The following is a 12,675-nucleotide window of genomic DNA, read 5'->3' on the forward strand; positions in this document are numbered from 1 at the left end:
AAAATAGCCCGGTCACATCGCGGTTGACCGATAGCGGAAAAACCACTACCTTTAGAAACGGTAAATTAGTTGCTCTACGAAACTTACGTTAACGCGCTTACGCTCATGTAAAGCTCCGGGTGGCCATGGAAGTTCTGGAAAGAATTTGGGAAGGGACTGGGACGTTCTTTTCCAGCATACTGCAAGGTTTCGAACGCGGTCTGACTGGCGTTTTTGGCTCGTCGAATGCGCGACAGATCAAGCGCTTTGAATACAAAGTGCAACAGATCAACGCGCTTGAAGACAAGATGAAGACGTTGACGGATGAGCAATTGCGGGAACAGACGGTCAAGTTCCGCAAGCGTCTGGCTGACGGCGAAACGCTTGATGATATTCTGATCGAAGCCTTTGCGACTTGTCGCGAAGGTGGTCGACGCTTTCTGCATATGCGTCACTACGATGTCCAGTTGATTGGGGGCATCGTCTTGCATAGCGGTCTAATTGCGGAAATGGTAACCGGTGAAGGTAAGACGCTAGTCGCGACCTTGCCCGCTTATTTGAATGCACTGGCCGGCAAAGGCTGCCATGTCGTCACCGTCAACGACTATCTGGCGCGGCGCGATATGGAATGGATGGCCCCATTGTATATGGGCTTGGGCCTGACCGTCGGGGCGATTCAAAGCGGACTGGAGAACGACGAGCGCCAGAAGGCGTACGCCTGCGATATCACCTACGCCACCAACAACGAACTAGGCTTCGACTACCTGCGCGACAACATGCGTCTGGCGGCGCGCGGCGACGATCGTTTTCCATCGTATATGCAGCAAGTCCAAGGGCCACTGCACTACGCAATCATCGACGAAGTCGACAACATTTTGATCGACGAAGCGCGTACGCCGCTGATCATTTCGGGTCCTGCTCACCAAGATGTGGGCAAGTACGCGGAAGCCGATCGCATTGCGCGACAGCTGAAGAAAGAAGAACACTTCATCGTCAGCGAGAAAGATAACACAGTCAATCTGACCGATGACGGTGTCCGTTTTGCCGAGAAGTTAGCCGGCGTGGAGAGCTTTTACACCGCTGGCAATATGGAGTGGCCGCACTTGCTGGATAATGCGCTGAAGGCCCATTATCTGTATCAGCGCGATGTGCGGTACGTGGTGAAAGACGATTCGATTATCATCGTCGACGACTTCACAGGCCGCTTGATGGAAGGCCGGCAATGGAGCGACGGGCTGCATCAAGCTGTCGAAGCCAAAGAAGGCGTCAAGATCAAAGAAGAGACGCAAACCCTGGCGACGATCACGTTGCAGAACTTCTTCAAACTGTATAACAAACTTTCAGGCATGACCGGAACGGCCATGACCGAAGCGGCCGAGTTCTGGAAGATCTATCACTTGGATGTGGTGGCTATTCCAACCAACCGGCGCATGCAGCGTATCGAATACGCCGATACGATCTTCTTGACCGAGAAGGAAAAGTACCAGGCCGTTGCCGACGACATCGAACGCAACAGTAAGTGGGATATCCTGGTCCAAAAAGATGGTACCGAGATCGTTGGCGAAATCACCAAGGAAAACGATCAAGAATACACCATTAAGAACAAAGAGACGCGCGAGTCGGAAACCGTTGCCAAGTCGGCGGTGACTCGCGTTTCGCGCCGCGGCCGACCAGTGTTGGTCGGTACTGTATCGATTGAAAAGAGCGAACAACTATCGCACTTGCTCGAACTGCGCGGAATTCCGCACCAGGTTCTCAATGCCAAGCACCATCGTCGCGAAGCCGAGATCATTGCTCAGGCTGGACGCATGGGCGGCGTCACGATCGCCACCAACATGGCGGGTCGTGGTACCGACATTATCTTGGGTGGTAACCCTGAGACGATGGCTTGGGCATTGTTGCAGGATAAATATACGACGCGTTTAGATGTGCCGCGCGAAGAATGGGAAACGCTGGTCAATGAAATCGAACAGCGCGAACACATGAAACAGCAGGGCCAGATCGTTCGCGAGATCGGCGGCCTGTATGTAATTGGTACCGAACGCCACGAGTCGCGCCGCATCGACTTGCAGCTTCGTGGTCGTTGCGGTCGTCAAGGTGACCCCGGCAGCAGCCGATTCTACCTGTCGCTCGAAGACGACCTGATGCGGATCTTCGCTGGTGAGTGGGTCCGCAACTGGATGGAACGCTTCGGCGGGATGGGCAATGGCGAAGCGATTGAGAATGCGTTCATAAGCCGCCGCATCACCGGCGCTCAAAAGAAAGTAGAAGAACGCAACTTCGACATCCGCAAGAACCTGCTGGAATATGACGAAGTCATGGACCAGCAGCGCAAACGCATCTATAGCTATCGTCAACAGATTCTCGAAGGCGTCAGCTGCCGCCATTTGGTGCTGGAGCAGATCCAGCAGCAGATCGATCACTTCGTCAAAACTTACACCGATCCACTGTTCGGTGCAGAAGCCTACGCCAAGTACGCCGGTGGCAAGCTCTCTTGCCAGCTGGAGGCTCGCGAGTTCCGCAATCTCGATCCGCAAACCGCCGCCGCCTTCGCCATCGACTTGGCCGAACGCTCAGCGGAAACGCAAGTGATGGATGCGATCGAAGAAAATCTGCCTGAGAGCGAAGACGAGACGGATTGGAACTGGGAAGCGCTGTGCAAATGGATGAACACACGCTACGGCACTAACTATCGCGTCAGCGATCTCAAAAAGACGCCGCGCGAGAGTATCGATGAAGTGCTGATCGAACGGGCATTCCAAGTAGTTCATGCGGTGGACTTGTCCGAAGGCGCTACGCTGCTGGATGAGCACTACGGTATTAACATGCTCATCGCGTGGATGAAACACAAGTTCGGTATCGATGTCCAACTGGATCAAGTTCGATCGCTCGAAGCCGAGCAGATCAAGCAGCGTCTGGTAGCCATGGCCGAAGATGCCTACCGTCGTAAAGAATCGGAATATCCGGTCATCGTCGGCATGACGCACTTCGGGCAAATGGTCAGCGCCAATCAAGTGCGACTGGACGGTGAGGGCCTGGCGCGTTGGGCGTCTGAACGTTTCGGTACGTCGATTTCGCCCGAACAGTTAAATATGACCTCGTTGGGCGATCTGCAAGAAGCCCTCATGAATTTCAGCGTCACCAACTACGAAGTTGGTACCAAGCAAGCCGCTACGGCGCATGCCAAGCTGAATGAGTTTTTCGGTGACCGCGATCAGGCAACGGTTCGCGAAGTCTCTGGTGGTAATGGTGCCATGAATTCGCTGGGCGACTGGCTCGATCAAAACTTGGCAGTCAAGATCGACAAAAACGAACTAGCCAAACTGAACAAAGAGCAATTGGGACGCCAGGTGGAACAAGCGATCGATGATCGTTATTTCCCAGAGATGCGCAAGATGGAGCGACAACTGCTGCTGAGCATCGTCGACTCATCCTGGAAAGATCACTTGCTAGCCATGGACCATCTGCGAAGTGCCATCAGCCTCAAGGGCTATGCACAGATGGATCCCAAGGTCGAGTACAAGCGGGAAGGCATGAAGATGTATGGTCAGATGTGGTTCGCCATCGGCGAGCGCATGACCGACCTGATCTTCCGCATGGAGCACTTGGACGAACAAGATGTCCGCAGTTCGATGCGCGAGACTCAAGCGCGACACGATTCGCCACCGCCAGCAGCCGCCCTGGCTGCCCCGACACCGGCCTCCGCCACTCGCGACCAAGAACGCGATCTGGCCGCCGCCGATCGCGCCGGCCGAGCCGAAGAGAAAGCCGAACCGATTCGCAACCTCGGCACCAAAGTCGGTCGCAACGATCCCTGCCCCTGCGGCAGCGGCAAGAAATACAAGAACTGCCACATGGGCCAAGACTAACTGTGTGGCATAGGCTTCCAGCCTGTGTTAACTGTGGCATAGGCTTCCAGCCTGTGTGTTCAGACCTATGCTACATGTTAGACACAGGCTAGAAGCCTATGCCACCAAGGTAAAACCAGGCTTCACAGGGAGGGGACAACAAATGGGCCTGGCATTGGATGTCGGCTATGCTTCGCTGCTAACGGCGGCAGCGCCATTTTTGGCTTTGCGGGCCGCGCGCACTGGTCGCTATCGCGAAGGCTGGCAACAGCGATTGCTTGGCCGCGTACCGCAACTCGATCCCAGTCAAACCAGCATTTGGCTTCACGGTGTATCGCTGGGTGAAGTGCAACTCCTGCGGCCGTTGGTCGAGTACTTTGCTCGCACCCAAGCGGCCAATCATCGGCAAGTGTTGTTATCGACTTCAACGCTTACGGGTATGCAAGTGGCCCGCAAGTCTCTGCCGCAAACCACGTGCTTCTACTGCCCACTCGATTTTTCATGGGCCATCCATCAAGCTCTTAAACGCACGCGACCGGAACTGATCGTGCTCGGTGAGCTTGAAGTTTGGCCGCACTTGGTGGGCCTGGCCCGTCAACAGAATATTCCGGTGGCGGTCGTTAATGGACGGCTGAGCGATCGTAGTTTTCGAGGCTACCAGCGCTTTCGTTTGTGGGTTGGTGGGACGTTTAGCCAGTTGAGCCTGGTGGCTGCACAAGATCAAGCAACTGCGGATCGTTTCTGCCAACTCGGTGTACCAGCTGACCGAGTCCATGTTTCCGGATCACTGAAGTTTGATAACGTGAATGCCGACCGCCAGCATGTCGAAGTGCAACGTCGCGCGCAGCTGGTGGGACTGACCGGGCACGAGCGGGTGGTCGTTGTAGGCAGCACGCAGGACCCTGAGGAAGCGGGCGCGATGCGCGCTGTGGAACAACTGCTGCCGCGGTATCCCAACTTGAAAATGATCGTCGTGCCGCGGCATCCTGAACGTTTTGACGAAGTCCATCAGCTGCTCAGCTCTAGCAGCCTCAGAGTTTTGCGGCGCAGTCAACTCACCGGCAGCGTAGCCAGTTGCGACTGGCAAGTCTTGTTGGCCGATAGCGTGGGGGAACTGAAGTGGTGGTGGGGACTGGCGGAACTGGCTATTGTGGGTGGCAGTTTCGGAGCGCGCGGCGGACAGAACATGTTGGAACCTTCTGCGTATGGTGCCAAGGTCGCATTTGGCCCGAATACCTCAAATTTTCGAGAGATCGTTAAGCAATTATTGTTGCGTCAAGCGGCCTGGCAACTACCAAATTTGGACTCGATCGAAGGCTGGCTGGATCAACACCTGGCCGACCCAGAACTGGGCCGCGCTAATGCTGAAAGCGCCATCGAGTTAATACGATCTCACCAAGGCGCCACTGCGCGCACCTGCCAATTGCTAGACTATCTGCTCGTTTAACACGCACCTGCAATAGAAATACTTTATGAGTAAAGCATTAGCGTTTATCGGTGGTGGGCAAATGGCCACAGCCCTGGCAGCCGGAGCCATCAAGTCTGGTTTGCTGGCCGAATCCGATTTGATCTTTGCCGAGCCCTTCGAAGCTCAACGCAACAAATTGAAAGAGCGTTTTCCCTCGGCCCGCCTCGTGGTCAGCGCCACGGAGACCTTAAAGCTATCCCAGCGGGCTGTGCTGTCGGTCAAGCCTCAAGTTCTAGCAGCCGTCTGTGGTGAACTGCGGAAAGCAGGTTGTCGCGAACATTTGTTGATTTCGATCGCTGCCGGCTTCTCTCTAGTACAGCTTGAAACCTTGCTCGATAGCCAGCGCATCATTCGTGTGATGCCCAATACTCCCGCTCAAATTGGTCAAGGAGCCGCGGGCATTTCGACATCCGCAGGTGCGACGGAAGACGATATCGGCTTCGTTGAACAGTTGATGGGCTCAGTCGGCTTGTCGGTGCGCGTGCCCGATAACTTGATGCATGCTGTTACGGGACTGAGTGGATCTGGACCGGCTTACGTGTACTTGATGATCGATGCGCTCAGCGATGGCGGAGTAGTACAAGGTTTGCCGCGTGACCTGGCACTTAAACTGGCAGCGCAGACCGTCTTGGGCGCAGCCCAAATGGTTTTGGAAACCGGTCTACATCCAGCCGCGCTGCGCGATCAAGTCACCAGTCCAGGCGGTACAACCATCGCGGGCCTGCGCGTACTGGAAAAAGCCGCCGTGCGCAGCGGCTTCATTGAAGCGATCGCCGCTGCCGCCGCCCGTTCAAAAGAACTAGGCCAGTAACCTCTCCCGGTTCTCCCCCAATGTACTGAGATCGTACAGCTTTTAAGTTGTTCAATTACACAGCTTTAAGGGTTCTGGGTGGCACTGGCTATGCGCAGCATTGCCAGTGCCACCCTAAGGCATTTGTATTTCGATAGTCAAAAGCTGTACGGAGGGCATTCTGTCACCTCTCCCAAGCTTTGCTTGGGGGAGGTCGGAGCCAGCGTTAAGCTTGGCTCCGGGAGGGGGCTCGTTACCGAAGTGGAGGCGTCTGCATTGTCGGGGGTCTGTCCCCGCGCGAATACTCGTGCTAGCAATGCACGCTGGCCTGGGGACAGACGCACAGCGATTGGTGGTCTGTCCCTCGTCATCAGCCCATAGCGAAAATCAATTGCCAGCATTGGCGCATGTGGGGACAGACGTGGGTCGACTGGTGGTCGGTACGGTCTGTCCCCTCGCGACAGCACTAGCGCTTTCGGGGACTGCCCCCAGGCTGCTCTGCTCTGTCCCCCGGTTGATCGGTGACAGACGCGCTGCACGCGGAGATCGGGGACGGTTGATCGAGGACAGACGACTGCACGCGGAGATCGGGGAAAGACCTGCGGTCGGAAGATACTTGCTTGCCAGGTGCTGAGCGGCTGGGGACAGCCGCTCTACGAAGCCGGGGTCTGTCCCCTGGCGACTACTCGTGGAAACCGGGGCTAACGCCCGCGGCTTGGTTGTGCAACTATAATGCGGCTATATGCCGAATGAACCTGAACTCAATTTTGATCAAGGCACGTTGACGCTCAGCGGCTGGAACAAAGCTGCCCTGGACAAGGTCTTTGCAGGCTCCATGTGGAGTTGGGACGCGCGGAGTCAGTCGTGGCGAGCCTCCGCGATGCACTATCCCACTATCTCGCAAGCGCTGGCTGACAAGACTATCGGAACGATCGATAACGTCCCGCAGTGGCAGACAGTCAATTACGCGCATGTCAATCTGCCCCAGTTGCGCGCCGAGCAACAGACCGCGGTCGAAAGTTGGTTGGGCGGGCGACGCGGATTAATTGTCATGCCCACCGGTACCGGCAAAACGGAGGTGGCGCTGAGGCTGATGGCCGAGTCGCGATGCAGTACGCTAGTCGTCGCGCCGGTTCGTGACTTGATGTACCAATGGCACGCCCGCATCCTGCGAGCTCTCGACTACGATGCCGGCATCATCGGTGACAGTACATTCAATGTCAAAGCAGTCTCCTGCACGACCTATGATAGTGCTTGCATCCACATGCCTAAGTTAGGCAATCGTTTCAAGTTTATAATCTTTGATGAGTGCCATCACTTACCGGGCATGATGCGCAGCGATGCCGCGCGGATGTCGATCGCACCTTGGCGATTAGGACTGTCGGCAACCCCCGAACGGTCCGACGGACGGCATTCGCTGTTCGATGAATTGATTGGACCGGAATTGTATCGACTAAAAATCGATGAAGTTCGTGGGCGTTCGTTAGCTGACTACACGGTTGTTCGCATTCCGGTGCATTTGAGTGAAGCGGAGCAGGCGCGTTACGAATCTCTTGGACGAGAAGTGCAGAGCTTTATGCTCGACCAGTTGGAAAAAGATCCGAACTTCACCTGGGAGAAGCTTTGCGCCAATTCCGCGTCCGACTTGGCTTGTCGCAAAGCCTTGGAAGCCTATCGAGCCAAGCAAGCTATCGAAGATCGTGCAGAGGAAAAGTTGCGCATCCTCGAAGATCTCTTTCGTTTGCATCTGGGCTCACCCATGCTGATCTTTGCTGGCAGTAATGCCATGGCCCGAGCCGTATCGATGCGCTTTCTGATTCCTTGTTTGCTCAGTCATTGCGGCAAGCGTGAGCGGTTGGATTACCTCGAAGGCCTGCGCGATGGCGTGTATCCAGCCATCGTGGCCAACCAGGTCCTCGACGAGGGCGTTGACATCCCGGCCGTCAAGTTGGCGGTGGTGATCGGTGGCATGGCTTCGACCAAGCAGGCGCAACAACGGTTGGGGCGTATTCTAAGGAAATCCGGTTCGCATTCGGCTATCCTATACGAAGTTGTTTGCCAGGATACCAACGAAACAGTCAGATCACGGAAACGCCGATCCACCGATGCTTACGCGGGAACTCGCCATCGTCGAGTATAGGGGAACGCATGCGTACCCTGATAAGTTAACGGCCAAAAAGCACGCGCACTATTTGGCTTACGCTCAGCGCATGGGCGACCTGTACCAGCAAAGTCTCGGACTGACTCGGCGCGAAATCCATCGCGCGGTACATCGCATCTTTGCGCACGAAGTGGATTGTCCTCCGCGGCGAATGGATGCCTTCTGCAAACTGCTGGACGAAGTCAGCGTCTATCAACATGACGATTCGTCCGCGGTCGCCAAATTGAGGCAGAAAGTATATCAAGCTGCCGCCGCGCTGCATCCATTGGTCAGCGACGCTGACCAGTGGTTCGAGCACGGCGAGCAACATGCCAAGACGCAAATCGCGGCGCAGTTAGGCATGTCGTGGAATGAGATCGAAGCCAAAATGTTCTCCGATATCATCGAGTTCCATCGCCTGGAGAGTTTTCAGGGTTATGACGAGCCTCGGCATTTGTTGGCGCGATACAACGTAGCACAAACTCAAGTGGCCCTCTTCGACGCCATTCGACTAACCATTTTTGCGACCACCGATTTCAAACAGATCCTGCGTTACGCCAAGTTAGCCCGATTGATGCACATGATTCAGCGCACAGCCGATGGCTATCGCTTTGACTTGAGCGGACCGGCTTCGCTGTTTGTTCATACACAACGTTACGGCGTGGCGATGGCCAAGTTTCTACCGGGGCTGTTGTCGTGTCGCGGCTGGCGCATGATGGCCCAGTTGCGACCACCGCGCTGGCACGGATTGATTCAACTGGATTTGAATGATCGCTGCGGACTTTCCAGCCAGGTACCGGCCGCCCAAGAATTTGATAGCCAAGTCGAAGAAAAGTTCGCCGAGCGCTGGGGTGCCGAGCCACGAGAAGGTTGGACGCTCTCGCGCGAAAGCGAGATCTATCATCAAGGACAGTCGGTATTCATGCCCGACTTTGTGTTACATCACCAGTCCGGCCGGCGCGTCATGCTCGAGATCATCGGTTTCTGGACCCCTGAGTATCTCAGACATAAACAAGCCACGCTTGCCAAGTTCCCCGACCATCGAATCTTGCTCGTCGTCTCGCGTCAAGCCGAAGAAGCGTTCGAGCAGTCCCCCAACCTGATCGTCTACAAGACCGCGATCAAAGTGGAAAGCGTGTTGGAGTGGCTGCGCACTTTGACATTTTAGGTAGCCACCGCTGCCAAGCGGTGGATTGCGCGGCCGGGCGAGTCCACCGTCTGGCGACGGTGGCTACGGTGTCGTTTGACTTGTAATTGTTCGCGCCAAGCGAAAACCGATTGTTTGGCTGCGTTGGGTAACTGCGTGAATTTCGAAACGGTGGCAGGCGGTATCGATGGGTACCGAATCATAGTGGCCACCGCGAGTGGCCCGCATGGATTGGTCATGGATACGAAATTGAAAACTTTGAGCAGTGGGATCATCCAGCGTCCATTCGCTGACGTTGCCATGCATATCGAATAGGCCTAGCGCGTTGGGTGGCAAGTAGCCGACCGGAGAGACCTGTTTCGTAGTCATTTTGTTCCAGCTGAAGGCTGCTTGATAACGCTCCAAATGACCACTGTTGTAAGTCGTTTTGGCGCCAGCGCGACAGCCGATTTCCCATTCGCTGTTTAGGGGTAAGCGATAGCCGTTCAGGCTCAACACGTTAGCTTTGATACTCATACCTTCAGCATATTCGCCGAGTTCGTTTGGCTGGTAACACTCTTGCAAGCCTTCACGTCGACTGAGCCAATTGCAGTACGCTGCGCACTCGTACCAAGTTGTATTAGCGGCAGGTCGTTGCACCAAGTGCGGGTTCGGATTATCCATACTCGACGGAGTGGGGATTTTGCGGCCGGTCTCCTTGAGAAACTGCAAATAGTGTCGTGTCTCCAATTCGCGTTGAGCCAGGCTAAAGCTATGGGCAATACCGGGCGCATGGCTGATATGCACCATGATTTGACCAAGACTGTTGACCGACCAGGTGTTGGAGTTTGGCTGAGGCGCAATTTCATCCTTGGGAAACCAGGTCTCCGCCAGCCAGGTGTTGACGTGTGTATTGCCTTTCAACATCCAAAAAGCGACCGCCTGCATTCCCGAATCTGCATCGTGAATTATTAGCTGTTGAACCTTGGCCAGGAAGGCATCTTTTTGCACCGATTTCAACTTGTGCCAGCGGTCTGAACGATAAATGGCCAACAGCAAGTTTCTGCGTTGCGATAACTCGGGCGAGAATAATCGCTCTTCCAGCTTCTCTGGAACCTCGTGTCGAGGTTGGAGCAGGTTTGACTCGAGCAAACGCTCAAGCACCAGTGCATAGGTCGCTGGTGAATCGTGTGCCAGGTAAATCGCCACAGTCGCCAGATCAGGCTCCGCGCTGTGCGTCCACAGGTTCCAGAAGTCATCCGGCCTACCCAGCTTCAACAGCGCATGGGCAGCCAGGAAGCGTTGGCGTTGCAAGCGAGCGGCCTGCGGATCCGCCGGCTGGGCGGGTAACTCTCGAACTTTTGCACGTAGCTTTTCGATCAAATGAGCACTGTCTGTGGTCCGCTTGAGTATCTGATCGGCCAGGTCGACTGGACTTTCCATCAGCAGTTCGATACTACCTTCGATATCGTCGTAAACCAGCGAGTCCCAGACGTGAAAAATTCGCATCGTTGCCGGGTCCGGTTGGACTTCGTTTGGGTCCAGCATGCCTCGAAGTATCGGGATCAGCAGCGATCGGATGGGTTTGAATGCATGTGCATAAGCGGTAACGTCACTCGTTTGATCCGAAACGAGCAAGCGAATAACCGTCCGAGCAGCCCCAGCGGTCCAGAACGGGTCGTCGCTGAAGGCTTGAACTAAGAAGACAGTCGCATTGAGCCGCGTGCAAACGGCTTGTTTCTCATCCGCCAATGCACTCCAGAGTTGCTCCCGTACCAGCTCCTTATGTGGCAAGAGTTCTTTAGCAATCACGCTTGCCAATTCTATATCTGCATCAAGTAAGTCGGCAGCCAGGGCCATCGCTAATGCCGGCTTCCGTTTGAGGAGTGCTATACTGGCGCGCGTCCGTTGGTTGAAATCTGTGGAACCACACGCCGTAGCCAGCGCTCGCTCAGCAGTTGGGCTGAGTTTTTTGAGTTCCACCAGGCGCAAGTTCAACTCACCCGCCGGCGCGACCAGAAAATCTCCGATCAATTGCGCTTCATGGCGTTGCCTGGTTAGCGTACTTCCGTAGTTCCATCCCCAGAGACTCAGCAACACCAAAATACCCAGCGCTACCCAGGTTCGGCGGGCTAACAACATGGATGGTATCTGTGGAACGCGTGAACCACTGTGCATACGAGATGCTGTTTGCCACCCTGATGCGAGCGCATAGTCGTGTAGAACTTGCATCAACTCAGCTGCCGATTGATACCTGTCATTCGGTTCTGGGGCGGTCGCCTTTTTGCAGATGGCTGCCAATTCAGTCGGAAGCGATGGAGGCAACTCAATGGTGCGCGAGGGCTGTTTAGGGAGGCCAGCATAATTCGCTACCTGCTGGTTATCCTGACTATCAAAATTGCGTTTTTCAGAGTCGTGATGGAGTAGTTCGATTAGTACTTTACCGAGAGAAAAAATGTCGGCGCGATGATCGACGGGTTGAGCATCGTCCATGTGTTCCGGACTCATATAGGCCGGCGTACCCGCGCGATGGTAATCTGCGCTATGAGCGGAGTGTCGCCACGCCAGGCCAAAATCCGACAGGCAAACATTGCCGCACTTCTCAACCAAAATATTGTGCGGCTTGACGTCGCGGTGAATTAGTCCCTGGTCATGTGCGTAGGCCAACGCGTCGGCGATCTGCATTGTCCAGCGCACTGCCTCAGCTTGGCTGACACCATCGAGCATGCGTCGCGCGAGATTGGGACCTTCAATCAGTTTAGTTACGAGGTATAACGGAAACTCGTCGCAGCTAGCCACATCGTAGATCGGCACGATATGTGGATGATCCAAATTGGCGACTGTTTTGGCTTCGGCCAGAATCAATTCTAATTGGGTTTGCGAGTCGGCCGCGTGAGTGTGTGGGACTTTGATGGCCACCTTGCGATCTAGCTTTTCATCTAGTGCCAGAAAGACACGCCCAAAGCCGCCCGAACCCAGCAGATTTAGGACGCGATAACGGCCAATCCTTTCTGGAATTGACTGATCGACAAGATCCGCAGTGTGTTGCCCCGCCCCTTTCCACCACTGGTACGCCGGACTACCCGAGCTGGAAGCGTCGACATCCAGCTGTATTTCCGCAGCCGACGCTGGCTCAGTCGTCGCTTGGTCTGCACTGGTTTCAATTACCTGAACCAATCGACTTAATTCGATGCAGCAATGGTCGCATTGCTGAAGATGTTTTTCGACCGATAGTACGTCCTCAGCCGATAGCTGGTCGCGCGCGTAGGCCTCAAGAGTCTCGTTAGTCTTGCAGGCAGTCATTCGGCCCTCGTTGCCCGAGTA

At 55.2% G+C, this 12,675-nt stretch carries 6 protein-coding genes; 5 read left to right on the forward strand and 1 reads right to left on the reverse strand.

The annotated features are described in order from the left end of the window. The first annotated feature begins 125 nt into the window (after positions 1-125). From secA to SH573x_RS22110, 5 genes are all read left to right on the forward strand, one after another. Positions 126-3,848 (forward strand): preprotein translocase subunit SecA, encoded by a 3,723-nt coding sequence (gene secA / locus SH573x_RS22090; protein WP_479349965.1) that lies wholly within the window; start codon positions 126-128, stop codon positions 3,846-3,848. Positions 3,849-3,990: 142 nt separating this feature from the next. Then, on the forward strand, positions 3,991-5,274 hold the full coding sequence (locus SH573x_RS22095) for a 3-deoxy-D-manno-octulosonic acid transferase (RefSeq protein ID WP_479349966.1): 1,284 nt from the start codon (positions 3,991-3,993) through the stop codon (positions 5,272-5,274). A 25-nt stretch (positions 5,275-5,299) separates the two neighbouring features. Continuing rightward, complete coding sequence (proC, locus tag SH573x_RS22100) at positions 5,300-6,106, forward strand: pyrroline-5-carboxylate reductase (RefSeq protein WP_479349967.1); 807 nt, start codon at positions 5,300-5,302, stop codon at positions 6,104-6,106. Between the two features lie 721 nt (positions 6,107-6,827). Continuing rightward, positions 6,828-8,225 carry a DEAD/DEAH box helicase family protein gene (locus SH573x_RS22105; RefSeq protein ID WP_479349968.1) on the forward strand — a complete coding sequence of 466 codons (1,398 nt, stop codon included), beginning with the start codon at positions 6,828-6,830 and terminating at the stop codon, positions 8,223-8,225. Further along, positions 8,191-9,393: a DUF790 family protein gene (locus SH573x_RS22110; protein ID WP_479349969.1), complete on the forward strand. Its 1,203-nt coding sequence runs from the start codon at positions 8,191-8,193 to the stop codon at positions 9,391-9,393. Before SH573x_RS22105 ends, SH573x_RS22110 begins: the two co-directional genes overlap by 35 nt. 63 nt (positions 9,394-9,456) lie before the next feature. Here SH573x_RS22110 and SH573x_RS22115 read toward each other — a convergent pair whose 3' ends face one another. Beyond that, positions 9,457-12,654 (reverse strand): bifunctional serine/threonine-protein kinase/formylglycine-generating enzyme family protein, encoded by a 3,198-nt coding sequence (locus SH573x_RS22115; protein ID WP_479349971.1) that lies wholly within the window; start codon positions 12,652-12,654, stop codon positions 9,457-9,459. Positions 12,655-12,675 lie beyond the last annotated feature (21 nt).

Source organism: Rania fehmarnensis (assembly GCF_056494185.1).

Coding starts and splice junctions, on each gene's coding strand:
- secA (WP_479349965.1), top strand. CDS start 126: ATGGAAGTTCTGGAAAGAATTTGGGAAGGGACTGGGACGTTCTTTTCC.
- SH573x_RS22095 (WP_479349966.1), top strand. CDS start 3,991: ATGGGCCTGGCATTGGATGTCGGCTATGCTTCGCTGCTAACGGCGGCA.
- proC (WP_479349967.1), top strand. CDS start 5,300: ATGAGTAAAGCATTAGCGTTTATCGGTGGTGGGCAAATGGCCACAGCC.
- SH573x_RS22105 (WP_479349968.1), top strand. CDS start 6,828: ATGCCGAATGAACCTGAACTCAATTTTGATCAAGGCACGTTGACGCTC.
- SH573x_RS22110 (WP_479349969.1), top strand. CDS start 8,191: ATGCTTACGCGGGAACTCGCCATCGTCGAGTATAGGGGAACGCATGCG.
- SH573x_RS22115 (WP_479349971.1), bottom strand. CDS start 12,654: ATGACTGCCTGCAAGACTAACGAGACTCTTGAGGCCTACGCGCGCGAC.